The sequence below is a fragment of the Microbacterium sp. 05N427 genome (genome assembly GCF_056397105.1).
Genome location: NZ_JBFTMT010000006.1, coordinates 114,992 through 141,657 on the forward strand (window position 1 = coordinate 114,992; position 26,666 = coordinate 141,657).

The following is a 26,666-nucleotide window of genomic DNA, read 5'->3' on the forward strand; positions in this document are numbered from 1 at the left end:
TCAGCCTTTCACCGCGCCGGTCAGGCCGCCGACGATGCGGCGTTCGAAGAGGCTGAAGAAGATGAGCGCGGGCAGCATCGACAGCGAGGTGTACGCGAGCACGCGGGCGGTGTCGACCGAATACTGCGAAGAGAAGTTCTGTACGCCCAGCGGCAGCGTGAACAGGCTCGGATCGTTGAGGATGAACAGCGGCAGCATGTACCCGTTCCAGGATCCGACGAAGGCGAGGATGCCGACGGTGATCACGCCCGGCAGGCTGAGCGGGATGACCATCCGCCAGAAGAAGCCGAGGCGGGATGCCCCGTCGATCGCCGCCGCCTCCTCGAGCTCCTTCGGGATCGCCTTCAGGAACGGCACGAGGATGATGATCGTGCCGGGCAGGGCGAAGGCGATCTGCGGCACGATGATCCCGCCCAGGCTGTTCACCAGGCCGAGGTTGCGGATCAGCAGGTACAGCGGAGTGATCGCGACGGTGACCGGGAACATCAGCCCCGCGGCGAACAAGGCGTACATGACGGGCTTGGCCGCGAACTCGTATCGGGCGAGCACGTACGCCGCCATCACGCCGAGCAGCACGGCTCCGGCCGTCGTCCCGATCGCCACGATGGTCGAGTTGACCAAGGCGGTCCAGAACTCGGATCCGGCGAGCACATCGGTGTAGTTGCCGATCTGCCACGGACCGGGGAGGCCGGACGGATCCTTCGTGATCTGCGAGTTCGTGCGGAAGCCGCCGATGATGATGTAGAGCACCGGGGTGATGCAGATCGTCACGAGCACGAGAGCGATCAGGTACAGGCCCGGGCTTCCCCACGGGGCCTTCGGCGAGCGGCGCACGCCCTTGCGGTCGCGCGGTTGCACGATCGCCGTCGTGCGGAGGATGTCGGTGGTCATCTGCGGGCCCTTCCACTGTCGCCGGTGAGAGCGCCGTCGGTGTCGCGCCGAAGCACGAAGCGCTGATAGATCACCGCGACGACGAGAGTGATCAGGAAGAGCATCACGGCGACCGCGTTGCCGAAGCCGTAGCTGCCGGCCAGATGCCCGTTCTGGTACATGTAGGTCGCCATCGTCGAGGTCCCCGCCGTGGCGGAGATGTACTGGCCCCAGATGATGTTGACGAGGTCGAAGAGCTGCAGCGATCCGATGATGGACAGGAACGCCCAGATCCGGATGGTCGGCCCGAGCAGCGGCACGGTGATGTTCCACTGGATCTTCCAGAACCCGGCGCCATCGATCGCCGCGGCCTCGAAGAGCTCCTCGGGGATGGACTGCATTCCCGCGAGCATGAGGATGACCGCGAAGCCGATGTACTTCCAGGTGATGATGACCATCAGCGTCCACAGCGCCAGTTTCGGATCCGCGAGCCAGGAGTGCTGGAGGAAGTCGAGCCCCAGCTTCCCGAGCAGCGAGTTCACGGCACCGGCATCCTGCATCATCAGATTCCACCCCGTGCCCACGATGACCTCGGAGATGACGTAGGGCACGAAGATCAGCACGCGGATCAGGGACCGCCCGCGGAACTTCTGGTTCAGCAGGAGGGCGAACAGGATCGCGATCGGTCCCTGCAGCACGAGTGAGAGCACCACGATCGCGAAGTTGTGCACGACCGCGTCGCGGAACGTGTGGTCCTGCCACATGTGGACGTAGTTGTCGAGACCGACGAACTGCGTCGGCCAGCCGAAGCCGTTCCACTTGAAGAAGCCGTAGACGGATGCCATCCCCACGGGAAGGATGACGAATCCGATGAACATCAGCAGGGCGGGGCCCGAGAGCAGCGCGATCTCGCCGCGCTTGCGCCAGTCGGCGCGGGGTCGCCGCACCGGAGCCGGGGAGGACCCGGTCCCGGTGCGACGATCGCTCTCAGGCACGGCGTCGGCCATCACCTGGGTGCCAGTCATGGTTCTCGCTCAGCCCCGTGCCGCAGCGTCGGTGATCTTCTGCATGAGCGTCTTCGGGTCGCCCTGCCCGGCGAGCATCTCGACGACCCCGGTGTTCAGGGCGTTGCCGACGTTCTGCCCCAAGGCGGTGTCGAGCCAGAGCGCCACATAGGGCGCGGTGGTGTAGGCCTCCATGAGCGGCTTCAGGGACGGGTTGTCCACGGCGCCCTTCGCGTCCTGGTTGGCCGGGATGGTCTGGAATGCCACGGCGTACTTCTCCTGCCATTCCTTCGACGCGACGAAGTTCAGGAACTTCTCGCAGGACGAGGGGGACTTCTCGGAGCAGGAGTAGCCGTCCAGGCCGCCCATCATCGCGCCCGCCTCGCCCTTGCCCCCCGAGACCTCGGGGAACGGGAACCAGCCGAGGTCGGCCAGCGGCTTCTGGTCCGGGGTGAGGCTGGCGATCACGCCGGGATCCCAGGCTCCCATGAGCTCCATCGCCGCCTTGTGATTGGCGACCAGACCGGCTGAGGAGTTCGCGCCCTGCTGCGCCGAGGTGGTGAGGAAGCCCTCGTTGAACGGCTCGACCTGCGCGAACTTCTGCAGGTTGTTCGCCGCGGTCAGCCAGCACCCGTCCTTGAAATCCTTCTTGGTCGCGAGGTTCGTGATGAGATCCTTGCCGCAGGCGCGCACGGCGAAGAAGTAGTACCAGTGCGCGGCGGGCCAGGCGTCCTTGGCGCCGAGGGCGATCGGCGCGATCCCGGCGGCCTTGAGCTTGGTGATGGCCGCCTCGAGGTCGTCCATGGTCTTCGGGGTCTCGGTGATGCCGGCCTTCGCGAACAGATCCTTGCTGTAGAAGAGACCGCCGGGAAGCACTGCGCTGGGCACGCCGTAGATCTTGCCGTCCACCGTGAAGGCGCTGAGAGCCGCGTCCCCGATCGCCTTCTTGACCCCGGGGTCGATCTTGCCCGTCAGATCCTTGACCTTGCCCGCTGCCACGACGTCGGCGAGCTTGCTGCCGCCGCGGGCCATGAAGAGGTCCGGCATGTCGCCCGAGTTGACGGCGGTCTGCAGCTTGCCGTCCATGTCCTCGTTCTGGATCGAGGTGACCTTCACCGTCACGTCGGGGTTGGCCTTGTGGAACGCCGCGGCCGCGTCGGTCCAGAACTGCTTGCCGTCGCCCGTGGTCGAGTTCTGCCATAGGGTCAGCGTCTGCGCGCCGCCCGTGTCGCCACCACCGGAGCCTCCGGAACAGCCGGTGAGCGCGATCGCCCCCACGGCCGCGACCGCCACGGCGGCGGTCAGCACCTTGCGGATCTTCATGCTGTGTTTCTCCTCATCGTCGAGTTCCAGCACCGAGCCGACAATTTGTTGCCGACTACAGCGAATGTGCCGTCGGCATACTCTGACACCCGGATCCGCCGCATGTCAAACGATATCGATAACGTTTTCGTTCGCTAGGTTGGGCAGATGAGCCGCCGCATCACGATCCACGACGTCGCCCACGCCGCCGGCGTCTCCGTCGCGACCGTCTCGAAGGCGATCAACGGTCGTGACGGCGTCTCCCCCACGACGCTCGAACACGTGCAGGAGGTCGTGGCGCGACTCGGATACGAGAGCTCCCTGGTCGCCACCTCCATGCGGCGGCGCAGGACGGACGTCATCGGCGTGCTCGTCGCGGAGTTCGAGCCGTTCGCCGTGCAGCTGCTGCAGGGCGTCTCGGCGGCACTGCAGGGCACCCGCTTCGACGTCCTCGCCTATGCGGGCAGCGTGTCCGCGGGCGAGCACCTCGGCTGGGAGCGCCGCTCGTTGTCCCGCCTCGGCGGAACGCTCATCGACGGCGCCATCCTGGTCACCCCCACGACGATGCCCGCCGACGCCACCGTGCCGCTCGTCGCGATCGACCCGCACACCGGACCGGACGGCCCGGCCTCGGTGAGCGTGCACAACGCCGAGGGCGCGTTCGCCGCGACCACGCATCTGGCCTCCCTCGGGCACCGCCGCATCGCGCATCTGCGCGGCCGCACCGATCTCGAATCGGCGCACCAGCGCGAGGACGGCTATCGGCGCGCCCTGGAGACCGCTGGGATCGAGTTCGACCCGGAACTCGTCGTCGACGGCGGCTACCGCGCTGCGAGCACGACCGCCGGCGCGCACACCCTGCTGGACCTGGCCGCACCGCCGACCGCGGTGTTCGCCGCGAACGACCTGTCCGGAATCGAGATGATCCGGGTCGCGATCGAGCGCGGCCTGCGGGTTCCCGAGGATCTCTCCGTCGTGGGCTTCGACGACGTGCCCGAGGCTGCGGCGCACGTTCCGCAGCTCACGACCGTGCGCCAGCCGCTCGCCGAGATGGGCGCCGAGGCCGTTCGCCTGCTGCTGGCGATGCTCGACGGGGCCCCGCACGAGCATGTGCGCATGCCGGCGGAGCTGATCGTCAGGAGCTCGACGGCGGCCGTTCGCCACTGAGGCCGAGTTCCGCGGACGTTGCGACCGAGGATCTCCGCTGATATGTTCTCTGCTACAACATTTCATCGAGGACGCTGAAGGCGGATCATCATGGCACTCACCCCCACCCGCGAGGACAAGTTCTCGTTCGGCCTCTGGACCGTCGGCTACAACGGCGCCGATCCATTCGGCGGCCCGACGCGCCCGGCACTCGACGTCGTACACGCGGTCGAGAAGCTCGCAGAGCTGGGCGCCTACGGACTCACGTTCCACGACGACGACCTGTTCGCGTTCGGATCCACCGATGCGGAGCGGCAGACCCAGATCGACCGGCTCAAGGGTGCACTGGCCGACACGGGGCTGATCGTGCCGATGGTCACCACCAACCTGTTCAGCGCTCCGGTCTTCAAGGACGGCGGCTTCACCTCGAACGACCGCGACGTGCGCCGCTACGCACTGCGCAAGGTGCTGCGCCAGCTCGACCTCGGCGCCGAGCTGGGTGCGAAGACCTTCGTCATGTGGGGCGGGCGGGAGGGCGCGGAGTACGACTCCGCGAAGGACATCCGCGCGGCGCTGGAGCGCTACCGCGAGGCGGTGAACCTCCTCGGCGACTACGTGACCGACAAGGGCTATGACATCCGCTTCGCGATCGAGCCGAAGCCCAACGAGCCCCGCGGCGACATCCTGCTGCCGACACTGGGTCACGCGCTCGCCTTCATCGACTCGCTCGAGCGCCCCGAGCTCGTGGGCGTCAACCCCGAGGTCGGCCACGAGCAGATGGCCGGCCTGAACTTCGCCGCGGGCATCGCACAGGCGCTCTTCCACGGCAAGCTGTTCCACATCGACCTGAATGGGCAGCGCGGGATCAAGTACGACCAGGACCTCGTGTTCGGCCACGGCGATCTGCACAACGCGTTCGCGCTCGTCGACCTGCTCGAGAACGGCGGCCCCGGCGGCGTGCCCGCATACGACGGCCCGCGCCACTTCGACTACAAGCCGAGCCGCACCGAGGACGAGACCGGCGTCTGGGACTCCGCGGCCGCGAACATGCGCACCTACCTGCTGCTCAAGGAGCGTGCCGCGGCGTTCCGCGCCGATCCCGAGGTGCAGGAGGCGCTGGCCGCCGCCCGCGTCGACGAGCTGTCCGCCCCGACCCTCGCGTCGGGCGAGAGCTACGACGCACTCCTCGCCGACCRCTCCGCCTACGAGGACTTCGACGTGGACGCGTACTTCGGCGGCAAGGGCTTCGGCTTCGTGCGACTGCAGCAGCTCGCCACCGAGCACCTCCTCGGCGCCCGCTGAGCCCACCATCGTCGCCGAGGCCCCCTCCGAGCATCGACGCCCCCTCGCAGATCCGCTGCTCAGAGGGGGCCTCGATGCTGGGGAGGGGCGTCGGCACATCGCACCGAAGTAGGAGAGAGAGACACATGCCGCTCGTCATGGGCGTGGACTCGTCCACGCAGTCGTGCAAGGTCGTCATCGTCGACGCAGAGTCCGGATCCGTCGTGCGCACCGGCCGCGCGGCGCATCCGGACGGCACGGCGGTCGATCCCGAAGCGTGGTGGCGTGCGCTGAACGCGGCGATCGCCGACGCCGGCGGGATCGACGACGTCACGGCGTGGTCGATCGGGGGCCAGCAGCACGGCATGGTCGCCCTCGACGCGGCAGGATCTGTGATCCGCGACGCGCTGCTGTGGAACGACACGCGCTCGGCCGGCGCGGCGACAGACCTGATCGCCGAATTCGGTGCGACCGACCTGGCCGTTCGAACCGGCCTCGTTCCCGTCGCCTCCTTCACGATCACGAAGCTGCGCTGGCTGCGCGACGCGGAGCCGCACCACGCGGCCCGGGCAGCGGCAGTCGCACTGCCGCACGACTGGCTCACCTGGCGTCTGCGCGGATTCGGGCCCGAGGGCGAGTCGCCGCTGGGGCCGCAACTCGGCGAACTCGTCACCGACCGCTCCGATGCGAGCGGCACCGGCTACTGGTGCCCCGCCGACGGATCCTACGATCGCGACCTGCTGATCGCCGCGCTCGGCCACGATGCGATCCTGCCGCGTGTGCTCAGCCCTTTCGAAGGGGTGACGGATCCTGCCGGTCGCCGGGTGGCCCCCGGTGCCGGCGATAACGCGGCGGCGGCACTCGGGCTCGGCGCAGAACCGGGCGACGTCGTCGTGTCGATCGGAACCTCGGGCACCGTATGCGCGATCAGCCGGGATCCGATCGTCGACCCCTCCGGCACGGTGGCAGGATTCGCGGATGCGTCGGGGAACTTCCTGCCGCTGGTGGCGACGCTGAATGCGGCGCGCGTGCTCGACGTCACCGCCGTGCTTCTCGGTGTCACGCACGACGAACTCAGCAGCCTCGCGCTCTCGGCGGCCGCCGGCGCCGACGGGCTGACCCTGCTGCCGTACTTCGAGGGCGAGCGCACCCCGAATCTCCCTGACGCCACCGCGTCGCTGACCGGCATGACGCTCGCCTCCACCACACGAGCGAACCTCGCGCGCGCCGCGGTGGAAGGCATGCTGCGCGGCCTGGGCGCCGGTCTCGACGCCCTCCGCGACCTCGGAATCCCCCTCGACCGCGCCCTGCTCATCGGCGGCGGTGCGCAGTCCGAAGCCGTGCGCCGCATCGCACCGGAGATCCTCGGCCTGCCCGTCGTGGTGCCGGAGCCCGGCGAGTACGTCGCCCTCGGCGCCGCTCGGCAGGCGGCGGCCCTGACGGGACACCCGCCGCTCCGATCCCGCCGCGCGGATCGCCCCTAGGCTGACGGGCATGCCGCTGACCGATCTCCCCCTCGCCGACCTGCGCACGTACCGCCCCGAGGTCGCCGAACCCGCCGACTTCGACGCGTTCTGGCGCGACACGCTGGCCGGATCCCGCAAGCTTGCGACCACCGCGGACCTCTCGCCCGCGAAGACTCCGATCGACGAGCTCATCGTCGAGGACCTCGCGTTCTCGGGCTTCGGCGGCGAGCGGGTCCGCGGCTGGGTCACCCGGCCTCGCCGTGAGGGGCGCCTGCCTGTCGTCATCGAGTACCTCGGCTACGGCGGCGGCCGCGGCATCCCCGGTGAGCGCCTGCAGTGGGCGGCCTCGGGATACATGCACGTGCTCATGGACACCCGCGGCCAGGGCGCCGGCTGGGGATCGGGCGGCGCCACCCCGGATCCGCACGGATCGGACGGGGCGACGCCCGGCTTCATGACGCGCGGTATCGCCCACCCCGAGGACTACTACTACCGCCGGGTGTTCACCGACGCCGTGCTGCTCGTGGACGCGGTGCAGGACTTCGCGTTCGCCGACCCCGCGCGGATCGCGGTGACCGGCGGCAGCCAGGGCGGTGGCATCAGCATCGCCGCAGCCTCCCTGCACCCCGCCGTCGCTGCGGTCATGCCCGATGTGCCGTTCCTGAGTCACTTCCGCCGCTCGGTCCTGCTGACCCCCGAGAACCCGTTTCGCGAGATCGAGCGCTATCTCTCCGTGCACCGCGACCGCGTCGAGCAGGTCTTCCAGACGCTGTCCTACTTCGACGGCGTGAACTTCGCACGCCGGATCACGCGGCCCGCGCTGTTCTCGGTGGCGCTCATGGACGACATCGTGCTGCCGTCCAGCGTCTTCGCCGCCTTCAACCACCTCGCCACCCAGGACGCGTCGATCGAGGTCTACGAGTTCAACGGCCATGAAGGCGGAGGCTTCGCCCAGTGGCTTCGGCAGACCGCCTGGCTCGCCGAGCGCATCTGATCTGCCCGCTACCGTTCAGGTCGCACTTTCGGCGCCAAGATCCCGGCTTTCGAGCAGAAAGTGCGACCTGAACCGGGCAATGCCACCTGAGCGGGAGCAGGGGCGACCGGTCGGCAACATCCGGGAAACACGGGATGCGTACACTCGGGGACGCCACAAGCACGCACTCCCCGAAGGACCCACCATGTCCGGTACGCCGTCATCCGCGCCCATCACCGTCTCGATCCGCCGCGAGGTCGATCCCGCCCGCATCTCCGAGGCCACGGCCTGGGTGCAGACGGGGGTGAACCTCGCGAGCTCGCACCCCGGCTTCCTCGGATCCGGCTGGGTGCGCGACGGCGAGGACTCGCACCACTGGCACATGCTCTACCGCTTCGCGGACGAAGCGGCCCTGGACGCGTGGGAGGCATCGAGGGAGCGCGCGTGGTGGCTGTCGATGGGCGAAGGCTTCGTGCGCAGCGAGCGCACCCGGCGCCGGACCGGGATCGAGGGCTGGTTCGATGAGCCGTCCACCGAGACGATCTCGGTGCCCTCCTCGACCGGAACGACCACGGTCATGGTCGCGCCGTCGCCGCCGCGGTGGAAGCAGGCGGTCTCGATCTGGCTCGGGTTCTTCCCGGTGAACCTCGTCTTCACGTATCTGATGAGCCCCGTGCCCGGCTGGAACGACCTGCCGATCTGGCTCCGCGTGCTCGCCACCACGATCGTGCTGACGCCGATCATGACGTACTGGGTGCTGCCCTGGGTGACGCGCTCCATCCGCCACTGGCTGAACCGCTGACACCCCCGCCCCACCCTGCCCCGCCCCGCCCCGCCCCGCGCCCAGAACAGAGGACGATTGTCATTCCGCAGGGCGGATCCGATCGGATCCTCCTGCGGAATGACAATCGTCCTGTGATCGTGCAGCGGTCAGGGCGGCCCGATCAGACCTCGATGTGCCGCTCGGCGGGGCCGTCGTAGGCGGAGAGCGGACGGATCAGGGCGTTCGACGCGGCCTGCTCCATCACGTGCGCGGTCCAGCCCGTGACCCGCGACGCCACGAACAGCGGCGTGAAGGTCAGGGTGTCGAAGCCGATGAGGTTGTAGGCCGGGCCCGACGGGTAGTCGAGGTTCGGATGGATCCCCTTGCGCGCGACGAACTCGTTCGCGAGCGTCGTGTACAGCGCCTCGACATCGGGACGGTCGTAGTGCTCCACGAGCGTGTCGAGTGCCGCCTTCATGGTCGGCACCCGGGAGTCGCCGTTCTTGTAGACGCGGTGCCCGAAGCCCATGATCTTGCGCTTCTCCGCGAGCGCCGTGTCCAGCCATGCGTTGACATTCGACGCCTCGCCGATCTCGTCGAAGATGTGCAGGACCGCCTCGTTCGCGCCGCCGTGCAGCGGTCCCTTGAGCGCGCCGATCGCTCCGACCACGGCGGAGTACAGGTCGCTCAGAGTCGAGGTGATGACGCGCGCCGTGAAGGTGGACGCGTTGAACGAGTGCTCGGCGTACAGGATCATCGAGCGGTTGAACGCATCGACGACGACCGGATCCGGCTCGGTGCCGAAGGTCATCCAGAGGAAGTTCGTGGAGTAGTCCAGGTCGTCGCGCGGGGCGACGATGTCCTCGCCGCGCCGACGGCGCTGCCCGTAGGCGACGATCGCGGGGAGCGCGGCGAACAGCCGGACGCTGCGCTCGAGGTTCTGCTCCGGAGTCCCGCTCGCATCGAGCACGGATCCGGATCCCACCGAGTCAGAGGCGCCGAGCAGGCTGACGGCCGTGCGGATCTCGTCCATCGGGTGCGCCTCGACCGGCACCAGGTCGATCGCTGCCTTGACGTTGGCGGTGAGCGCGCGATGCTCCCGCTCGGTCGCGCGCAGGGCCGCGAGCTGGTCTGCGGTGGGCAGCTCGCCGTTCCAGAGCAGGTAGGCGACGGCCTCGAACGGCTGGGTCGCCGCGAGCTCCTGCACGGGGTAGCCGCGGTAGAGCAGGCTGTTGGTCTCGGGGTTGACCTTCGAGATCGCCGTCGTGTCGACGACGACGCCCGCGAGGCCCTTCTTGATGTCGGGGTCGCTCATGGTGCTACTCCTTTACAGACTGCGTCCCAGTTTTGGTCCCTCCTGTGCGTCAGGACGACCACAGGTGGGACATCGCCAAGCCAGAAGTGGGACACGGTGCGGTCACTGCTGGATCGTGAAGTTGAAGACGTTCGTGTCGAAATGGTTGTAGGACTCGTAGTCGATCAGGTCGTACAGATCCGCCCGGTGCTGCATCTCGCCGAGCGCAGAGGTCAGAGTGCCCTCCTCGTTCAGCGTATCCAGCGCGCGCCCGGTCGCACCCATCGCGATCCGCAGCATCGAGACCGGCCAGATCACGATGCTCACTCCGGCATCCTTCAGCTGCGACGTGGTGAACAGCTCGCTCTTGCCGAACTCGGTCATGTTCGCGAGGATCGGCACGTCGAGCGCGGACGCCATCCGCTCGAACTCGGCGAGCGTGCGCATCGCCTCGGGGAAGATCGCGTCCGCCCCGGCGTCGACGAGCGCCTTGGCCCGGTCGACGGCGGCGTCCATGCCCTCCACCGCGCGGATGTCGGTGCGCGCCATGATGAGGAAGTTCGGATCCCGCCGAGCGTCGACCGCGGCGCGGATCCTCTTGGTCGCCGTGGACTCGTCGACCACGGCCTTGCCGTCGAGATGCCCGCAGCGCTTGGGGTTGACCTGGTCCTCGATATGGGTGCCCGCGAGCCCTGCGTCCTCGAGCGTCTGGATCGTGCGGGCCACGTTCATGGGCTCGCCGAAGCCCGTGTCGGCGTCGATGATGGCCGGCAGCTCGGTCATCCGCGCGATCTGCTGTCCCCGCCCCGCCACCTCAGTGAGAGTGGTGAGGCCGATGTCGGGCAGCCCGAGGTCGGCGGACAGGACGGCGCCGGAGATGTAGACCCCGTCGAAGCCCTTGCGCTCGATCAGCCGGGCGGAGAGCGGATTGAACGCGCCGGGGAACCGCAGGAGCTCCCCCGCGGCGAGCCGCTCCCGCAGGATCCGCCGCTTCTCGGCGGCCGGGGTGGTGGCGTACAGCATGGTCAGACTCCCTTCGAAGTGTCGAACTCAGTCGATTCGGGCCGTTCCAGGGGCGGAAGGCGCCGCAACGCACCGAATCGACTGAGTTCGGAACACGGTGGAACTCAGAACAGGCCCTTGGGCGCCGGCGCCGAGGTGAGCACGCCAGGGGCGGCGACGATCGAGAGCTGGGCGACCTCGTCCGCGGTGAGCTCGGGCAGGCGCTGCACGAGGGCGAGGAACCGCTCGATCTCGGCCGGCTCGAGCGCCGGCTCGGCGAGGATCCGGAACTTGCGGATGTAGTCCTCGCGGGCGAACGGCCGTGCACCCAGCGGATGCGCGTCGGCCACGGCGATCTCATCGATCACGGTCTCGCCGTTCGTCAGACGGATCTCGACGCGTCCGCCGAAGGCCTTCTCAGCGGGGTCGATCGAGTGGTACCGGCGGGTCCACTCCGGGTCCTCGGCGGTGGTGATCTTGTGCCAGAGGGCGACCGTGTCCTCGCGCTGCGCACGCTCCGGGGCGTAGGAGTCGACGTGGTGCCAGGCGCCGTCCTGCAGGGCCACCGCGAAGATGTACGGGATCGAGTGGTCGAGCGTCTCGCGGGAGGCGTGCGGGTCGTACTTCTGCGGGTCGTTGGCGCCGGATCCGATCACGTAGTGCGTGTGGTGGCTGGTGTGGATCACGATCGACTCGATGTCGGCCCACTGGTCCGGACCCTGAGCCTGTCGAAGGGCCGGGCGCTCGTTGTGCAGCTTCCTGGCGAGGTCGATCCACGCCTGCGCCTGGTACTCCGCAGAGTGCTCCTTCGTATAGGTGTCGAGGATCGCGCGCTTGGACTCGCCGGTCACGGGCAGCGGCACGTCGTACGACGCGTCGGGCCCGTCCAGCATCCAGGCGATCACGCCGTCCTCGCCCTCGTAGATCGGGCTCGGGGAGGTCTCGCCGCGCATCGCCCGATCGACGGCCTCGACCGCCATCTTGCCGGCGAAGGCCGGGGCGTGCGCCTTCCACGTGGAGATCTCGCCCTTGCGGCTCTGCCGGGTGGCGGTCGTGGTGTGCAGGGCCTGGCCGACGGCCTGGTAGATGGTCTCGACATCGAGGCCGAGCAGGGTGCCGATGCCGGCGGCGGCGGAGGGTCCGAGGTGCGCGACGTGGTCGATCTTGTGCGCGTGCAGACTGATCGCCTTCACGAGGTCGACCTGGATCTCGTAGCCGGTCGCGATGCCGCGGACGAGAGCCCGGCCGTCGGCGCCGACGTGCTGCGCGACGGCGAGGACCGGCGGGATGTTGTCGCCGGGGTGCGAGTACTCGGCGGCGAGGAAGGTGTCGTGGTAGTCGAGCTCGCGCACGGCCACGCCGTTCGCCCACGCCGCCCACTCCGGGCTGGTGCGGCGCTCGAGGGCGCAGCCGAACACGGTGGATCCGGATCCGTTCACCGAGACCGGATGGTCCAGCGCCTGCTGACGGGCGGCGCTGACGGGGGCGCGGGTGAGCGAGGCGGCGGCGACGGACGCGTTGTCGATCACGCGGTTGATGATCATGTCGACGACGTCGGCATCGACCTCGACCGGGTCGGCCGCGATCTCGGCGATGCGCCAGGCGAGCTGCCCCTCGCGCGGGAGCTGCTCGTCGCTGCGGTGCACGCGGAGGTGGTGGGTGACGGTCATGCGCTGGCCTTCTTTCCGGACGGGGTCGTGGTGGGTCCTTCGTCCCGCCGAGCGGTTCCTGAGCGAGCGGAGCGAGACGAAGGACGCTCGGGATCCGCACCGGTCAGCGAGTCGAGGATGCTCGCGAGCGCGTTGTGCAGATGGACGTGGGTGGCGTGTGCGGCGAGGTCGCCGTCACCCGATCCGATCGCCTCGGCGATCAGGCGGTGCTCGCCGGCGCTCGCGGCGAGGCGCGCGGGCTTGTCCCGCGCCATCCGGCGCACGCGCACGAGGTGGGTGCGCACGGTGCGCAGCGCGGCGGTGAGGTAGTCGTTGCCGACGGCCTCGTCGAGGGCCTCGTCGAAGCGGGCGATGAGCGCGTAGTACCGCGCGCGCCCCTCCTCGTCTCCGAGCGCCTCGGCGGCGTGGGCGAAGCGAGCGGCGAGCTCGGTGAACTCCGCACGGTCGGATGCGGGCGCGCCCGCGGCCGCGCGCGCCGTGCTCTCCTCGAGCGCGCGGCGCAGTGCGAACAGGTCACGGATGTCGTCGACGTCGATCGCGGCGACCACCGTGACGCGCGGTGAGAGCTGCTCGACGAGCCCGTCCGCCGTCAGCCGGCGCAGCGCCTCGCGCAGMGGGGTGCGGCTCACGCCGAGACGCTCGGCCTGCTCGACCTCGGCGAGCACGGTGCCGGCGGCGAGGGATCCGGACTGGATCTCCTCGAGCAGCGCACGGTAGGCGAACTCCCCCGCACGCATCCCCTCGGCCACGATGGTCATGACGCCAGTGTATACACAAAGGCAGGCCATGGGGGCCTACTTCTCAGAAGTAGGCTATTTCGTATACATAGATCAGCCGAGCGCCTGCACCGGCTCCGGCACCGCATCGGGATCCACCTCGTCGACGACGGGCTCCCCGAGCTTCACCAGCACCACTCCGACGAGCACGAGCGCGCCTCCGAACGCCTGCAGCAGATCGGGCAGCTGCCCGAGGAGCAGCCAGCCGAACAGCAGCGCGGCGATCACCTCGGAGAGCGCCACGAACGACGCGAAGCGGGATCCCAGCCTCCGCGTCGATACGACACCGAGCACGTAGGCGACCGCGGTCGCGATCACCCCGATCGCGAGCACGGGCACGAACCACGGCAGAGTGCCGAACCGGTAGGTGACGTCGTGCGTGTTCCAGGCCATCGGCAGGATCCCGGTCGCGCCGGCGAGGCTCAGGCCGATCGCGCCGACCAGCAGGCCGAGCCCGGCGAGCGCGATAGGAGGGAGCCCGGTGTCGCTGCGCCCCGACAGCAGGAAGTAGGTCGCGGCGCCCACCATCGCCCCGAGCGCCCAGAGGATTCCCACCGGGTCGATCCGGGAGCCGGTGAAGATCTCCAGCATGAGCACGAGTCCGATGAATGCGACGACGGCACCGACCATGCCTCGCACACCGGGGCGCTCCCCGCGCCGGAGCCAGAGCCAGAGGACGACCGCGATCGGCGCCGTGTACTCGATGAGCAGCGCGAGACCGACGTCCATCACGGCGACGGCTTGGAAGTAACACAGCTGCGCGGCCGTGACGGCGAGCAGCCCGTACACGAGGATCATGCCGGCGTTCTTCCGGACCATCCCCCAGCGACCGCGCAGCGCGAGCAGCGTCGGCACGAGCAGCACGAGCGCGGCGACCCACATGCGCACCGTGACCGCCGCACCGGGGCTCCATCCCACGTCCATGAGGCCGCGGGCCCAGGCCCCGCTCATCCCGAAGGAGAGCGCCGCGCCGAGGGCGAAGACCAGCCCCGAACGCACGCCGGTCGCGCGCGTGTCATTCGCCACAGTGCCCATGGCATGTGACGCTACTCCGAGCAGATGTAAGATGTCAACATGATCTTCACCGATGACACCGAGGAGACCCTCCGGGCCGCCGTGTGGCTCGTGAACTCGGCGGAGGATCCTGACACGCTCACCTCCCTCAGCGACGAGGCGACTTTCCTGAGCCAGTTCGGCTACACCGGCCGGATCGATCGCGATGACGTCGAGCTCGCAGGGTTGCGCGAGATCCGTCCGCAGCTGCGCACGATGCTGCTCGCGCCGCGCGACGAGATGGCCGCCGCCGTCAACGAGGCCCTTGCCGGCATCGCCCTGACGCCCCGCCTCGCCCGGCACGGCACGGTGGACTGGCACCTGCACGCCGTCGCCGACGATCACCCCCTGCCCGAGCGCGTGATCGTGGAGACCGCGATGGCCCTGATCGACGTGATCCGCGCCGAGGAGGGATCCCGCATCTCCGTCTGCGCCGACGACACCTGCGAGGCCCTCGCGCTGGATCTCTCCCGCAACCGCTCCAAGCGCTACTGCTCCACGGTATGCGCGAACCGCAACGCCGTCGCCGCCTACCGCGCCCGCCGGGCCGAGGCGTAGCCCCACCTCTGCCCGTTACCCTGCCCCCGGCCCCTTGCCCGCTTCCGGGTCTCCCCGCTCCGCTTCCGAGTTTGTCCCCGTGAGCGCACCCCCTAGCCGCCGCTGGCGGGGACGAACTCTGTCATCGGAGCAGCCCACATCAGAGTCGTCCCCATGAGCGCACGCTATGGCCACCGCTGGCAGGGACGACACCTTCATGGGAGTGCACCCCACATCCGGGTCGTCCCTGTCAGCGCACGCCATGGCCTCCGCTGACAGGGACGACCCGCAGCAGGGTCCTAACGCGGTGAGTCAGCCGGTTCCCCGGGCTCCCCGTCCACGCCCTCCTCCGCTTCGGCAGGATCCTCCACACGTGAGAGGCGTCCCTCGTCCGCGTCGGACGAGCCGACATCATTGACTCGCGGGATCTCTGCTCGCCGCATCGGCGAGGCCTGGTCAGGATCCGTTGACCACGCAGCGCCGTCCGGACCCGGTTGCTCGGCCGACACCGCAGGTCCGGGCGGCACCTGTCCTTCGCGCGCCACAACCGGCCGCGGAGTCGCTAGCGCAACGCCCTCACGGGCGGCAGCACGACGCCGTTGACGTATCAGGATGACCACGATGCCGCCGATCACAGCCAGTCCGAGGAAAGCAGCCACGGCGATCGAGGTGAGGTTGATTGTGCGCACCTGCACGCCGAACTGCATCGCGCTCGCGCCCTTCCTCGTCGCTACGACCGCGCCGTCCCTCACCTCCGCACCCTCGGGAAGCCTGGAGCGATCCGCCGCGATGCCCGCGAAGAGCGGGGCATGCACCGCGTAGCCGATACCCTGCGTGACCTCGCCCGCCAGGCGGGGTTGCGAGCCGTCGAGGAGGAAGCTCAGCGCCGCATCCTCACCGAAGAGATCGCCGCGCAGAGAAGTCGCTCCGACCCGCGCGCCTGGCAAATAAGTCTCCAGCTTCTGCTGCAAGCCCGCCGCCGTGGGCGCGGTGAACGTGACACGCAAGGTGGCATCCTTGCCGTCTTTCCCCTGCTCTACTGCACCGTGTTTGCCGGGGTCGACCACTGAACGGAGTTCCTTGCCGAAGAGCTTCGCGTACTCCTCGGCGATCGTGTAGTCGATGGTGATCCGGTTCTCCCCACCGACCGATGGATAGACGTCTATTCGAACGGCCTTGAAAGGCACGGTGTACCTGAACTCAACCGGATCCGCTGTCTGCGGCATCGTCCACTTGCCACCCTCGGCGGCCGATACCCCTCCGCTCTGCGCCGACGTTCCCTTCGGCATCGACAGAAGGGAGAGCACCTCGGCGTCCTCGGCGCAGATCGCCGAGCAATCGAAACGGTCAATGACGCTCGTGTGCACAGCGCCGTCACCCTCGGCATCGATCGACCGTTCGACGGCGAACAAGGTGCCGTTCGCCGCGAGCGCCTGGTTGGTGCCCGAAATGATGCCCGCCGCATCCTTTGCCGTGAACCTAATCGTCCAGACGCTGCCGGTCGCATCCGGTTCGGCGAGCGAACCTCCTTCGGGCACAGCCTTCTTGAAGAAGGCATCGAAGCCTTCAGGATCCGTGGAGTACGTCTCCCGTGAGAGGTCGTACGCGATCGTTCGCGTCAGCTTCCCGGTCCCCGCACCCTCGGTGGACACGGTGAGCTTTCGCACACCGTGGTCGGCGATGTTCGAATAGCCGATCTGCGCACTCGTCTGGTGCGCGACACCTCCCAACGACACCGCGGTCGTGCCGGCCGCGGACGCGTTGCCCTTGTCGCTGTCCTTCACGGTTCCCGCCGCGACGAGCGCCTTCACGAGCCAGGCGAGGAGCTGTTGCGAAGTGAAGTTCTCTTTGACGCTCGTGCCCGTTCGGAAGACGCTGTCCGCGACGACGAGCTCTATTCTCGTATCCTCTTCGAGCTGGTCCCCGGCACCGAGGATGGACTGCACCTTGGTCGTGTACTCGGCGGCGTTCGCGAACGTCACGCTGAAGGCGAGCACCGTTGCTCCCTGTCCGTTCGTGGTCGCTCCGCCGTAGTCCAGTCCTTCGGGCCGGTTCGCGTTGATCGCGCTTTCGATCGCCGCAACCCCGCCCGGCACCGTCTCCAGATCCGCGGCACTGATCGTCGCCGTCATGGCCCGCACGCCCGAGCCGTCGGCGTTCACGGTGAGTGTCGTGTCGACGACCGCGCCACAAGCGGTCAGCAACAGCACGGACAACAGACCAAGAAGGGTCAGAAGGCGATAGCGCACGGTGCGCTGGCGCTGCGTGGCTTCAGCGGACGGAGACATACCACGCTCCCCCCCACCTGCGTGAGCGGCAAGGGCGTCCGATACAGCTGGAAGTCCGTCCCCGCGATTCCTTCAGGCAAGCCTTTGATGTCACCGAGCTCGACGCGCGCGTTACTGCCATCCACCGCCGCGTCCTCCACGGTCACGCCTTCTATCCCGTAACCCACGGTGTAGTAGGTGCGTTGCTGCTCGAGATCACTCGCGCAGGCCGCGAAGTTGGCCTGACCTTTCTTGAGCGGCATCCCGTCCTTGTCCAGCGCCAGCGCGCAGGCCTTTGCATAGTCCCCGCCCAGTGCCGCGTTGTAAAAGTCCTGGGCCGCCTGTGTCGGGCTGCTCGGCGGGCCTCCCGCGCACCCCGACACGGCCATCATCGCCACACAAGCACCCAACCCAATCGCGCCCGCACGCGCGCCGAACGTCATCGTCTTCATCTTCCCCTCCGATGTCCGAGGGCTGCTGTCAGCGGTGTCTCCAGCACATCGATGCGATCGTCAATGCCCTCTGCTGGCACGCACCCCAGCCCTCGCGGCTGAGCATAGCCAAACGATAGGGATTTACTGCACCGAATAGAGAAAATCGCATTCCTTGGTTTCGGCCAGCCATACCACCGCCTCCGTTGGCCCGAAGCACGGCATGATGCCCGCGCGCATCCCAAACCCGACCTTCCCCCTTCTACCTCGGGTCGTCCCCATGAGCGCACCGCATAGCCGCCGCTGGCGGGGACGACTCGAAAGTAGGAGGGCAGTGCGAGAGCGCTGTGCGGGCGGGCGCGAGGCGCGCGGGCGCGAGGGGCGCGGGCGGGCGTCAGAGGGTCCGGCTACCCTCGTGACATGACCTCCGACTGGACCGGATCCGCCATCGCACTGCTCGAGGCGGACGCGAACCGCAGCGCCGACACGCACCTGCACGTGTTCCCCCTGCCCGCGGAGTGGGGCATCGACCTGTACCTCAAGGACGAGTCGGTGCACCCGACAGGATCCCTCAAGCATCGGCTCGCACGGTCGCTCATCCTGTACGGGCTGGTCAACGGGCGCATCCACGAAGGCACGACGCTGGTCGAGGCTTCGAGCGGATCCACGGCCGTGTCCGAGGCGTACTTCGCGCGAATGCTGGGGCTGCCGTTCGTGACCGTCGTGCCGCGCTCGACCAGCCAGGAGAAGATCGACCTCATCGAGTTCTACGGCGGGCGCTGCCATTTCGTCGACTCCGGAGCGGCAATGTACGCCGAGGCCGAGCGCCTCGCCTCCGAGTGCGGCGGGCACTACCTCGACCAGTTCACCTATGCCGAGCGCGCGACCGACTGGCGCGGTAATAACAACATCGCCGAGAGCGTCTTCAGCCAGCTGAGCCGCGAGCGCCACCCCGTCCCGAGCTGGATCGTGGTCGGCGCGGGCACCGGCGGGACCAGCGCGACCTTCGGCCGCTACGTGCGCTACCGCTGCCACGACACCCGCATCGCGGTCGTGGATCCCGAGGGCTCGGCCTTCTACGGAGGCTGGCGCAACGGTGATCCCTCGTTCACCACGGGCACCCCGAGCCGGATCGAGGGCATCGGCCGCCCGCGCGTCGAGCCGTCGTTCGTACCGGGCGTCATCGACGAGATGATCCCCGTCCCGGACGCCGCGTCGGTCGCCGCAATCCGGCTGCTGAAGCAACACACGCTGCACTGGGCGGGCGGATCCACCGGGACGAACCTCGTCGGAGCGTTCCAGCTCATCGCCCGGATGCTGCGGGCCGGCGAGCGCGGCAGCGTGGTCACCCTGATCTGCGACGGCGGCGCCCGTTATCTCGACACGTACTACTCCGACGACTGGGTCGCGGCTCAGGATTGGGATCTGGCCCCGCATCGCGCGCGCATGGAGCACTTCCTCACGGCCGGGGAGTGGATCGAGGACTGAGCGCACCGCGGGGAATCCCCGTCGACCGCGAGACCGAACCTCCGTCCCGAGACCGACGCTTTAATCGCCGGTCTCGGGACAGAGGTTCGGTCTCGCGGTCCAGGACCACCCTCCCCTACGCTGGCGGCATGACCACGCTCATCCTCACCGTCGTCGGATCCGACCGCCCCGGCCTCGTCGCGACCGTCGCGCACATCGTCGACGAGCACGGCGGCAACTGGGAGAACAGCCGTCTCGCCGAGCTCGCGGGAACGTTCGCCGGCGTGATCCAGGTGTCGGTGCCCGTCGAGCGGGTCGAGGAACTGCGCGCGTCGCTGCGCGGGCTCGATGGGCTGCTGACGGTCGCGGTGCATCCCGGATCCGGATCCGAGACGGCCGAGGCCGCGCGGGAGCTGTCGATCCAGGTGCTCGGCAACGACCGGGCCGGCATCGTGCGTGAGATCTCGAGCGTGCTGAACGCGCATGCGCTGAGCATCGAGAGCATGACGACCGAGGTCCGCGACGCCGCGATGGCGGGTGGGCGCTTGTTCGAGGCGTCGGTCGTCGCGAGGGTGCCCGCGGACGCGGATCCGGAGGCCCTGCGCACCGCTCTGGAGCGGATCGCGCACGACCTCCAGGTCGACATCACGGTCGTCTGACCCGGCGCACCCGCTCCGCACCCGCTCCCGCTCCCGCACGCCCGCTCCGCCCCTCTCCGCGCCCGCTCCGCCCCTCGAACTGACCGCGAGACCGAACCCGCGTCCCGAGACCGCGCATCGCATCGGCGGTCTCGGGACGGAGGTTCGGTCTCGCGGTCAGTTCTCGCGGTCAGCTCCCGCGGTCAGCTCCCGCGGTCAGTTGTCGCGGTCAGTCGTGAAGCGGAGAACCGGGTTCAGACCAGGCGCTGCTTCGGGGAGACCTCGTAGGTGTCCTCGGGGTCGTCGTGGACGACGGAGCCGAGCGCCTCGTCGATCGCGGCGAGGGTGTCGGCGTCGAGCACCACGCCGGAGGCCTTGACCGTGTCGGCCAGCTGCTCCGGGCGGGACGCGCCGACGAGCGCGGCCGCGACGTTCTTGTTCTGCAGCACCCACGCGATCGCGAGCTGCGGCATCGTCAACCCCACGTCGGCGGCGATGGGCTTCAGCCGCTGCACGGCGGTGAGGATGTCATCCTGCAGGAGCCGCTGGATGAAGTGCGCGCCGGAGTGCGGATCCGTCGCGCGCGAGCCCTCCGGCACCGGCTGACCCGGCAGGTACTTGCCGCTCAGCACGCCCTGCGCCATCGGCGACCAGACGATCTGCGAGATCCCGAGCTCCTCCGACGCCGGCACGACCCTGCCCTCGATCACGCGGTGCAGCATCGAGTACTGCGGCTGGTTCGAGATGAGCTGAACGCCCAGCTGTTTCGCCAGGGCGTGACCCGCGCGGAGCTGCTCCGCCGTCCACTCGGAGACGCCGATGTAGAGCGCCTTGCCCTGTCGGACGACGTCGGCGAACGCCTGGAACGTCTCCTCCAGCGGGGTCTCGTGGTCGAAGCGGTGCGCCTGGTACAGGTCGACGTAGTCGGTGCCGAGGCGCTGGAGGGATCCGTTGATCGACTCGAGGATGTGCTTGCGGCTGAGGCCGGTGTCGTTCGGGCCCTTGGGGCCGGTCGGGAAGTAGACCTTGGTGAAGATCTCCAGACTCTCGCGGCGCTGACCCTCGAGCGCCTTGCCGAGCACGACCTCCGCGGCCGTGTTCGCATAGGTGTCGGCGGTGTCGAACGTCGTGATGCCGGCGTCCAGCGCGGCGTGCACCGTCTTGACCGCGGCATCGTCCTCGACCTGCGAGGCGTGCGTGACCCAGTTGCCGTAGGTGATCTCGGAGACCTTCAGACCGCTGTTGCCCAGGTATCGGTAGTTGACCATGGCTCCAGCGTAGGCGCGCCCGCCGATGTCGGGATCCGGATCCGTCATCCAGACACCGGTGTTCCCGTCGCATCCGCTGCCGCTTTCCGGCTGGTATTCCGGCAGTTTTCGCGACGGGAGCGGTTGGGGCCGGGGCCAACCTTTACTCGGACATCTGCTTGCGCAGCCAGTACTCGGTCTGCGCGACGTGCCCGGCCGCGGCCGCGGATGCCGCCGCCGGGTCGCGTGCGACCAGACCGCGGGCGATCGCGCGGTGCCCGGCATCGGAGAGGACCTTGAGCTGCGCCGCATCGGCGTCGTCGAAGATCCGGTACTGACGGGTGCGCGAGCGCAGGACCTCGAGGAGGCTCGTGAGCGCGGCATTGCCGGCGAGCTCCGCGATGCGCATGTGGAACTCGTGATCCAGCCGGGATGCCTCATCGTGATCGGGGCAGTCCGCGATGCGCTCGACGAGCTCGGCCAGCTCTGCGAGCATGCCGTCGTCCGCACGCGCCGCGGCGATCGACGCCGCGTGCGCCTCCAGCGGGCGCCGGATCTCGACGAGCTCCAGGATCGCGTCCAGGGGCAGCACGTCGACCGTCAGCGAGAGGCCACGGATGAGGTCCGCGGGCCGGAGGGTGCTCACATAGCTGCCCGATCCGTGCCGGGTCTCCAGCACGCCGAGGGCGGCGAGCATCCGGATCGCCTCGCGGACCGAGCCGCGGGAGACCCCGAGCTGCTCGCACAACTCGCCCTCGCTGGGCAGCTTGTCGCCGGGGCGCAGCTCGCCGTCAGCGACGAGTGCGCGCAGCCCGTGCAGCGCTGTCTCGAGTGCGCTCATGGTTTCCCTCCCTGGGCGAGTCCTCTCACGAGTGTGGAGCACGGTCAGGTTTGAGAATAGTCGTCGGACAACTTTGGGCCAAAAGTCGCCTAGCTCTGGCCACAGAAGCACCCTTGTGCCAAAGTTGTGCGACAAGTTGAACTTTTCCGCCCCCGCCCTTCAAGGATGAGACCGCCATGGACGACCCCCGCACGGCCGCCCGCATCGCCCCGGTGCCGCTCCTGTCGTACGACAGGGCGCGTGACGCCTGGCCCCTCGACCCTCGGATCGTGCATCTGAATCACGGATCCTTCGGCGCAGTGCCGAGCGAGGTCGTCGCCCACCAGGACGCATTGCGCCGGGAGGCCGACCTCAGCCCGGTCGGCTGGTTCCCCCGGATCGCGGAGAAGGTGGAGGCCGCCCGCGCCGAGGTCGCGCCGTTCGTGGGCGCCCACCCCGCCGATACCGCCTTCGTGCCGAACGCCTCCGCCGCGGCCACGGTCGTCTACAACGCCCTGCAGCTGGATCGCGACGACGAGATCCTCGTCACGGACCACGGCTACGGCGCCGTGACCATGGGCGCGGCCCGGCTGGCCCGCCGGTTCGGCGCCCGCCTGCGCACGGTCGCGCTCGGCCTGCTGGACGACGCCGACACCGTCGTCGCTCGCTTCGCCGAGGAGATCGGTCCGCGCACGCGGCTCATCGTGGTCGACCAGATCACGTCCTCCACGGGCCGGCGCTTCCCCACCGCCGAGATCACCGCGCTCGCGCACGAGCACGGTGTGCGCGTGCTCGTGGACGGCGCCCATGCCCCCGGCCTGATCCCGGACGCCGCGGTCGCCGGTGGCGGCGACTGGTGGTTCGGCAACATGCACAAGTGGCCGTGCGCCCCGCGCGGATCCGCCCTGCTCGTGACGCAGGCGCCCGACCGCGACGAGCTCTGGCCGCTCATCGACTCCTGGGCCGCGGCGGATGCGTACCCGGTGCGCTTCGACACGCAGGGCACGTTCGACGCCACGGCCTACCTCGCCACCCCGGCCGCGATCGCGTTCATCGAGCGCGAACACGGCTGGGACCGCACGCGCGACACGGTCTCCGAGATCGCGGACGCCGGCGCCGGGATCATCGCCGAGGCCTTCGAGAGCGCTGCCGACGAGCCGGCGCTCGTGGACCTGCCCATGCCGGTCCCGTCGATGCGCCTGATCCGGCTGCCGCTCGGCATCGGCCGGACCCGCGAGGAAGCAGACGACCTGCGCATGCGCCTCTTCGACGAGGTCGGAGTGGAGACCGCCTTCACGAGCTTCGCCGGAGCCGGCTACTTCCGCCTCTCGGCGCACCTGTACAACGAGGCCTCGGACTTCGAGGCCTTCGCCGAGCGCTGCGTGCCGCGGATCCTCGAGCTCGCCGGTCGCTGACCCTTCCCTCCTACCTGCACCATCCCTGCAACACCCCAATGAAAGGAAGCCTCATGGTGAAGCGCACCCGACTCGCCTCGATCGCCGGGGTGGGCATCGTCGCCCTCCTGGCGCTCAGCGCCTGCTCCGGCGGAAGCTCGAGCGGAAACGGATCCGCCGACGGCAAGGTCACCCTCCAGATGGTGGAGAGCCTGACGAACCCGGACCGTACCAAGCTCCTCCGCGGCCTGCTCGACGATTTCCAGAAGGCCAACCCGAACATCACCGTCAAGCTGGTCTCGCCGCCGACCGAGCAGGCCGACACCACGATCCAGCAGATGCTGCAGTCCGGCAAGGGCATCGACGTGCTGGAGACCCGCGATATCACGGTCGGACCGTTCGCGAACAACCACTGGCTCTACGACATGACCGCGGATCTGAAGAGCTGGGACGGCTGGAGCGCGCTCACCGACAACGCCAAGAAGGCGGGCGTCTCCGACGGCAAGACCTGGTTCGTCCCCTACGGCTTCTACGGCCTCTCGCTCTTCTACCGCACCGATCTCGTGAAGTCCGCGGGCTTCGACGGACCGCCCAAGTCCTGGAAGGACCTGCTCGACCAGGCCTCGAAGATCCAGGATCCGCAGAAGAACCAGTACGGCTACGCGTTCCGCGGCGGCAAGAACGCCAACTCGAACGTCGTCGCCGCGATCGAGGCGTACACGATCGACGACCTCGACACCTCGAACGCGTTCCTACTCAAGGACGGCAAGACGATCTTCTCCTCGCCCGACGCGCAGAAGGGCGTCGACGACTACTTCGCACTGTTCAAGAAGGCCTCCCCTCCGTCGGCCGTGTCCTGGGGCTACCCGGAGATGGTGGCAGGGTTCACGAACGGCACCACGGCGTTCCTGCTGCAGGACCCGGAGGTCATCGCGACCGTCTCGGCGTCAAGCCTGAAGCAGGACCAGTGGAACACCGCGCCGCTACTCACCGGCCCGAGCGGCAAGGCCGCGCAGCCCCTCGCCGTCGCCGGCTGGGGTGTCGCGCAGTCGAGCGCCCACAAGGACGCGGCGGTCAAGCTGGTCGAGTACCTGTCCTCCGCGAAGCCCGCCACCACGTTCGCGCAGACGAACAGCCTGGTGCCGATCATCGCGGCGGCGGCCAAGGATCCGTTCTACTCGACCGGTCCGTGGACGAGCTACGTCACCATGACCGAGCACCCGGACACCTACGTCAACGTGCAGCAGCCCCGCGGCGTCGCCTGGTGGACGGAGTGGATCCAGAAGTCCGATCAGGACGTGCAGAGCGTACTGCTCGGCAACATGAGCACGAAGGAACTGCTCACCTCGTGGGACCAGTACTGGACTGCGAAGTACAAGAAGGGCTGATGTCGTGACCTCGACCTCCGCCACCGAGCGCCCGGCCGGTTCGTCCGGCCGGGCCGCTCGGCCTGCGCGGCCGCATCCCGCCCCTACGGGCGCGGGGCGCCGCCGCACCACGTTCCGCGCCCGGCACGCTCTCACGATTCTCGCCTTCCTCGCGCCCGCGATCGTGTTCGTGTGCTGGTTCACGTATCTGCCGATGCTTCAGGGCGCGCGCATGGCGTTCCTGGACTACAACCTCTGGGATCTCACCTCCACGCCGTTCGTCGGCTTCGACAACTTCGTGAAGGTGCTCTCGGACCCTGTCTTCCCGACCGTCGCGGGCAACACCGTGCTGTGGGTGATCGGATCCCTGGTCCCGCAGTTCGTGATCGGGTTCCTCCTCGCTCTGGCCCTGCGTCAGCGGTTCCGTTTCCGCGGCGTCTACCAGGCGCTCGTGTTCTTCCCCTGGGCCGTGTCCGGATTCCTCATCGGGATGCTGTTCCGCTGGATGTTCAACGCCGAGTTCGGCGTGATCAACGACCTGCTCATGAAGACGCACCTCATCTCGGCGCCGCTGCCGTGGCTCGCCGATCCGAAGCTCGCGATGTTCGCGGTGATCGTCGCGAACATCTGGTACGGCGTGACGTTCTTCGCGATCATGATCCTCGCCGCTCTGCAGTCCGTGCCGGACGAAGTGCTCGAGGCCGCGAGCCTGGACGGCGCAGGCAAGGCGCGGCAGCTCTTCTCGATCGTGATCCCGTACATCTCCACGACCCTGTTCCTCACCGTGCTGCTGCGCGTGATCTGGATCTTCAACTTCCCCGACATCATCTGGGCGATGACGGGAGGAGGGCCGGCGAACCGGACTCACATCATCACGACCTGGATGATCAACTTCACGCAGCAGGGCAACTACGGCACGGCGAGCGCGATCGGCCTCATCGTCGTCGCGGTGCTGTTCGTGTTCTGCGCGTTCTACCTCTTCGCGATGAGGAAGGCCAGACGATGAGCGCCACCATGACCCTGACGACCGGGCGCACGGGTTCCTCGCGCCCGGCGCGCTCCTCCCGCTCCCGGATCACCGTCGGCGGCGTCGTCAAGGTGGTCGGGCTCGCGCTCTGGCTGCTGATCACGCTGTTCCCGCTGTACTGGATCGTGCTGACGTCGTTCAAATCACCGCAGACCGTCAACCGCTTCCCGATCGAGTACTGGCCCTCCGAACCGTCGGTGCAGAACTACGCCAAGCTGTTCTCCGACGCGAACTTCGGGGTGTTCCTGGCCAACTCCGCGGTCGTCGCCCTCATCGCGGGCGCCACGTCGACGCTCATCGCGCTGCTCAGCTCGTACGTGATCTCGCGGTTCGAATTCCGCGGCAAGGGTGCGGTGCTCATCGCTTTCCTGCTGACCCAGATGATCCCGGCGTTCATCGCGCTCGGGCCGCTGTACACGATGATGACCGACCTGGGTCTGGTGGACAGCAAGCCCGGCCTGATCCTCGTCTACATCGCCGTGTGCATCCCGTTCTCGACCGTGATGCTGCGCGGCTTCTTCGAGAACGTGCCGGACGCGCTCGAGGAGTCGGCGATGATCGACGGCTGCTCCCGGCTCGGCGCGCTGTTCCGGATCCTGGTGCCGGTCATGACGCCGGGGATCATCGCCGCGTTCATCTTCAACTTCGTGAACTGCTGGAACGAGCTGTTCCTCTCGGTGGTGCTCATGCAGTCCGAGGAGAACCGCACGGTCCCGGCCGCGCTGAACAGCTTCATCTCCACCTTCAACGTGGACTGGGGCTCGATGTCGGCCGCCGCCGTGCTCACGATCCTGCCGACCATGGTGCTCTTCGCCGTCGCCAGCCGCTGGATCGTGGCCGGCCTCACGGCGGGCTCCGTCAAGGAGTAGCC

The 26,666-nt window shown here is 68.6% G+C and carries 24 protein-coding genes; 12 read left to right on the forward strand and 12 right to left on the reverse strand.

Features of this window, described 5'->3' with window-relative positions:
• The 3 genes from AC1DG4_RS07240 to AC1DG4_RS07250 are packed head-to-tail and all read right to left on the reverse strand — an operon-like array spanning position 1 to position 3,197.
• On the reverse strand, positions 1–891 hold the full coding sequence (locus AC1DG4_RS07240; RefSeq protein ID WP_477375807.1) for a carbohydrate ABC transporter permease: 891 nt from the start codon (positions 889–891) through the stop codon (positions 1–3).
• Positions 888–1,877 (reverse strand): carbohydrate ABC transporter permease, encoded by a 990-nt coding sequence (locus AC1DG4_RS07245; RefSeq protein WP_477377320.1) that lies wholly within the window; start codon positions 1,875–1,877, stop codon positions 888–890. The genes AC1DG4_RS07240 and AC1DG4_RS07245 overlap by 4 nt, the downstream gene beginning before the upstream one ends.
• Before the next feature lie 27 nt (positions 1,878–1,904).
• Entirely contained in the window at positions 1,905–3,197 is a 1,293-nt protein-coding gene (locus AC1DG4_RS07250; protein ID WP_477375805.1) for an extracellular solute-binding protein, read from the reverse strand.
• Positions 3,198–3,344: 147 nt separating this feature from the next.
• Here AC1DG4_RS07250 and AC1DG4_RS07255 point away from each other — a divergent pair, with 147 nt between their 5' ends.
• From AC1DG4_RS07255 to AC1DG4_RS07275, 5 genes are all read left to right on the forward strand, one after another.
• Positions 3,345–4,343, forward strand: a complete 999-nt coding sequence (locus AC1DG4_RS07255) for a LacI family DNA-binding transcriptional regulator (RefSeq protein WP_477375803.1) — start codon at positions 3,345–3,347, stop codon at positions 4,341–4,343.
• 90 nt (positions 4,344–4,433) lie between these two features.
• On the forward strand, positions 4,434–5,624 hold the full coding sequence (gene xylA, locus AC1DG4_RS07260) for a xylose isomerase (RefSeq protein ID WP_477421150.1): 1,191 nt from the start codon (positions 4,434–4,436) through the stop codon (positions 5,622–5,624).
• Positions 5,625–5,749: 125 nt separating this feature from the next.
• Positions 5,750–7,087 (forward strand): xylulokinase, encoded by a 1,338-nt coding sequence (gene xylB / locus AC1DG4_RS07265; protein ID WP_477375799.1) that lies wholly within the window; start codon positions 5,750–5,752, stop codon positions 7,085–7,087.
• 10 nt (positions 7,088–7,097) lie between these two features.
• Positions 7,098–8,063, forward strand: coding sequence for an acetylxylan esterase (locus AC1DG4_RS07270; protein WP_477375797.1), 966 nt, complete (start codon positions 7,098–7,100; stop codon positions 8,061–8,063).
• 184 nt (positions 8,064–8,247) lie between these two features.
• Positions 8,248–8,844 carry an antibiotic biosynthesis monooxygenase gene (locus AC1DG4_RS07275; protein WP_477375795.1) on the forward strand — a complete coding sequence of 199 codons (597 nt, stop codon included), beginning with the start codon at positions 8,248–8,250 and terminating at the stop codon, positions 8,842–8,844.
• Positions 8,845–8,986: 142 nt separating this feature from the next.
• On the opposite strand, the gene AC1DG4_RS07280 is transcribed toward AC1DG4_RS07275, so the two are convergent.
• The 5 genes from AC1DG4_RS07280 to AC1DG4_RS07300 all read right to left on the reverse strand — a co-directional run bounded on the left by AC1DG4_RS07280 (position 8,987) and on the right by AC1DG4_RS07300 (position 14,582).
• Entirely contained in the window at positions 8,987–10,120 is a 1,134-nt protein-coding gene (locus AC1DG4_RS07280; RefSeq protein ID WP_477375793.1) for a bifunctional 2-methylcitrate synthase/citrate synthase, read from the reverse strand.
• 102 nt (positions 10,121–10,222) lie between these two features.
• Entirely contained in the window at positions 10,223–11,122 is a 900-nt protein-coding gene (prpB, locus tag AC1DG4_RS07285) for a methylisocitrate lyase (RefSeq protein WP_477375791.1), read from the reverse strand.
• A gap of 104 nt (positions 11,123–11,226) precedes the next feature.
• The gene (locus AC1DG4_RS07290) at positions 11,227–12,771 is read right to left on the reverse strand and encodes an MmgE/PrpD family protein (RefSeq protein ID WP_477375789.1); all 1,545 of its coding nucleotides are present in this window, start codon (positions 12,769–12,771) and stop codon (positions 11,227–11,229) included.
• Positions 12,768–13,508, reverse strand: a complete 741-nt coding sequence (locus AC1DG4_RS07295; protein WP_477377318.1) for a GntR family transcriptional regulator — start codon at positions 13,506–13,508, stop codon at positions 12,768–12,770. Before AC1DG4_RS07295 ends, AC1DG4_RS07290 begins: the two co-directional genes overlap by 4 nt.
• A 93-nt stretch (positions 13,509–13,601) precedes the next feature.
• A complete protein-coding gene (locus AC1DG4_RS07300; RefSeq protein ID WP_477375787.1) occupies positions 13,602–14,582 on the reverse strand; it encodes an EamA family transporter in 981 nt (326 codons plus the stop codon).
• 39 nt (positions 14,583–14,621) lie between these two features.
• On the opposite strand from AC1DG4_RS07300, the gene AC1DG4_RS07305 reads away from it, so the two are divergent.
• Positions 14,622–15,158, forward strand: a complete 537-nt coding sequence (locus AC1DG4_RS07305) for a CGNR zinc finger domain-containing protein (protein WP_477375785.1) — start codon at positions 14,622–14,624, stop codon at positions 15,156–15,158.
• 278 nt (positions 15,159–15,436) lie between these two features.
• Here the strand turns inward: AC1DG4_RS07305 and AC1DG4_RS07310 are convergent, their stop codons facing one another.
• Positions 15,437–17,425 (reverse strand): hypothetical protein, encoded by a 1,989-nt coding sequence (locus AC1DG4_RS07310; RefSeq protein WP_477420176.1) that lies wholly within the window; start codon positions 17,423–17,425, stop codon positions 15,437–15,439.
• A complete protein-coding gene (locus tag AC1DG4_RS07315) occupies positions 17,368–17,856 on the reverse strand; it encodes a hypothetical protein (RefSeq protein ID WP_477375781.1) in 489 nt (162 codons plus the stop codon). The genes AC1DG4_RS07310 and AC1DG4_RS07315 overlap by 58 nt, the downstream gene beginning before the upstream one ends.
• A 399-nt stretch (positions 17,857–18,255) precedes the next feature.
• Between AC1DG4_RS07315 and cds1 the strand changes: the two genes are divergently transcribed.
• Both cds1 and AC1DG4_RS07325 read left to right on the forward strand, forming a co-directional pair.
• Positions 18,256–19,323, forward strand: coding sequence for an L-cysteine desulfhydrase Cds1 (gene cds1 / locus AC1DG4_RS07320; RefSeq protein WP_477375779.1), 1,068 nt, complete (start codon positions 18,256–18,258; stop codon positions 19,321–19,323).
• A 128-nt stretch (positions 19,324–19,451) separates the two neighbouring features.
• A complete protein-coding gene (locus tag AC1DG4_RS07325; RefSeq protein WP_477375777.1) occupies positions 19,452–19,961 on the forward strand; it encodes a glycine cleavage system transcriptional repressor in 510 nt (169 codons plus the stop codon).
• A gap of 233 nt (positions 19,962–20,194) precedes the next feature.
• On the opposite strand, the gene AC1DG4_RS07330 is transcribed toward AC1DG4_RS07325, so the two are convergent.
• Both AC1DG4_RS07330 and AC1DG4_RS07335 read right to left on the reverse strand, forming a co-directional pair.
• Complete coding sequence (locus AC1DG4_RS07330) at positions 20,195–21,208, reverse strand: aldo/keto reductase family protein (protein ID WP_477375775.1); 1,014 nt, start codon at positions 21,206–21,208, stop codon at positions 20,195–20,197.
• A gap of 142 nt (positions 21,209–21,350) precedes the next feature.
• On the reverse strand, positions 21,351–22,028 hold the full coding sequence (locus AC1DG4_RS07335; protein ID WP_477375773.1) for a FadR/GntR family transcriptional regulator: 678 nt from the start codon (positions 22,026–22,028) through the stop codon (positions 21,351–21,353).
• A gap of 176 nt (positions 22,029–22,204) precedes the next feature.
• On the opposite strand from AC1DG4_RS07335, the gene AC1DG4_RS07340 reads away from it, so the two are divergent.
• From AC1DG4_RS07340 to AC1DG4_RS07355, 4 genes are read left to right on the forward strand one after another with little or no spacing between them, the layout of a single operon-like run.
• Complete coding sequence (locus tag AC1DG4_RS07340) at positions 22,205–23,422, forward strand: aminotransferase class V-fold PLP-dependent enzyme (protein ID WP_477375771.1); 1,218 nt, start codon at positions 22,205–22,207, stop codon at positions 23,420–23,422.
• A gap of 53 nt (positions 23,423–23,475) precedes the next feature.
• The gene (locus tag AC1DG4_RS07345; protein WP_477375770.1) at positions 23,476–24,789 is read left to right on the forward strand and encodes an ABC transporter substrate-binding protein; all 1,314 of its coding nucleotides are present in this window, start codon (positions 23,476–23,478) and stop codon (positions 24,787–24,789) included.
• Between the two features lie 4 nt (positions 24,790–24,793).
• Positions 24,794–25,774: a carbohydrate ABC transporter permease gene (locus AC1DG4_RS07350; RefSeq protein ID WP_477375768.1), complete on the forward strand. Its 981-nt coding sequence runs from the start codon at positions 24,794–24,796 to the stop codon at positions 25,772–25,774.
• On the forward strand, positions 25,771–26,664 hold the full coding sequence (locus AC1DG4_RS07355; RefSeq protein WP_477375766.1) for a carbohydrate ABC transporter permease: 894 nt from the start codon (positions 25,771–25,773) through the stop codon (positions 26,662–26,664). The genes AC1DG4_RS07350 and AC1DG4_RS07355 overlap by 4 nt, the downstream gene beginning before the upstream one ends.
• The last annotated feature ends 2 nt before the right edge of the window (positions 26,665–26,666 follow it).

Bases quoted from the DNA above. Each gene is read 5' to 3' on its own strand.
- AC1DG4_RS07240 (WP_477375807.1), bottom strand. From the start codon at position 891: ATGACCACCGACATCCTCCGCACGACGGCGATCGTGCAACCGCGCGAC.
- AC1DG4_RS07245 (WP_477377320.1), bottom strand. From the start codon at position 1,877: ATGGCCGACGCCGTGCCTGAGAGCGATCGTCGCACCGGGACCGGGTCC.
- AC1DG4_RS07250 (WP_477375805.1), bottom strand. From the start codon at position 3,197: ATGAAGATCCGCAAGGTGCTGACCGCCGCCGTGGCGGTCGCGGCCGTG.
- AC1DG4_RS07255 (WP_477375803.1), top strand. From the start codon at position 3,345: ATGAGCCGCCGCATCACGATCCACGACGTCGCCCACGCCGCCGGCGTC.
- xylB (WP_477375799.1), top strand. From the start codon at position 5,750: ATGCCGCTCGTCATGGGCGTGGACTCGTCCACGCAGTCGTGCAAGGTC.
- AC1DG4_RS07270 (WP_477375797.1), top strand. From the start codon at position 7,098: ATGCCGCTGACCGATCTCCCCCTCGCCGACCTGCGCACGTACCGCCCC.
- AC1DG4_RS07275 (WP_477375795.1), top strand. From the start codon at position 8,248: ATGTCCGGTACGCCGTCATCCGCGCCCATCACCGTCTCGATCCGCCGC.
- AC1DG4_RS07280 (WP_477375793.1), bottom strand. From the start codon at position 10,120: ATGAGCGACCCCGACATCAAGAAGGGCCTCGCGGGCGTCGTCGTCGAC.
- prpB (WP_477375791.1), bottom strand. From the start codon at position 11,122: ATGCTGTACGCCACCACCCCGGCCGCCGAGAAGCGGCGGATCCTGCGG.
- AC1DG4_RS07290 (WP_477375789.1), bottom strand. From the start codon at position 12,771: ATGACCGTCACCCACCACCTCCGCGTGCACCGCAGCGACGAGCAGCTC.
- AC1DG4_RS07300 (WP_477375787.1), bottom strand. From the start codon at position 14,582: ATGGGCACTGTGGCGAATGACACGCGCGCGACCGGCGTGCGTTCGGGG.
- AC1DG4_RS07305 (WP_477375785.1), top strand. From the start codon at position 14,622: ATGATCTTCACCGATGACACCGAGGAGACCCTCCGGGCCGCCGTGTGG.
- AC1DG4_RS07310 (WP_477420176.1), bottom strand. From the start codon at position 17,425: ATGTCTCCGTCCGCTGAAGCCACGCAGCGCCAGCGCACCGTGCGCTAT.
- AC1DG4_RS07315 (WP_477375781.1), bottom strand. From the start codon at position 17,856: ATGAAGACGATGACGTTCGGCGCGCGTGCGGGCGCGATTGGGTTGGGT.
- cds1 (WP_477375779.1), top strand. From the start codon at position 18,256: ATGACCTCCGACTGGACCGGATCCGCCATCGCACTGCTCGAGGCGGAC.
- AC1DG4_RS07325 (WP_477375777.1), top strand. From the start codon at position 19,452: ATGACCACGCTCATCCTCACCGTCGTCGGATCCGACCGCCCCGGCCTC.
- AC1DG4_RS07330 (WP_477375775.1), bottom strand. From the start codon at position 21,208: ATGGTCAACTACCGATACCTGGGCAACAGCGGTCTGAAGGTCTCCGAG.
- AC1DG4_RS07335 (WP_477375773.1), bottom strand. From the start codon at position 22,028: ATGAGCGCACTCGAGACAGCGCTGCACGGGCTGCGCGCACTCGTCGCT.
- AC1DG4_RS07340 (WP_477375771.1), top strand. From the start codon at position 22,205: ATGGACGACCCCCGCACGGCCGCCCGCATCGCCCCGGTGCCGCTCCTG.
- AC1DG4_RS07345 (WP_477375770.1), top strand. From the start codon at position 23,476: ATGGTGAAGCGCACCCGACTCGCCTCGATCGCCGGGGTGGGCATCGTC.
- AC1DG4_RS07355 (WP_477375766.1), top strand. From the start codon at position 25,771: ATGAGCGCCACCATGACCCTGACGACCGGGCGCACGGGTTCCTCGCGC.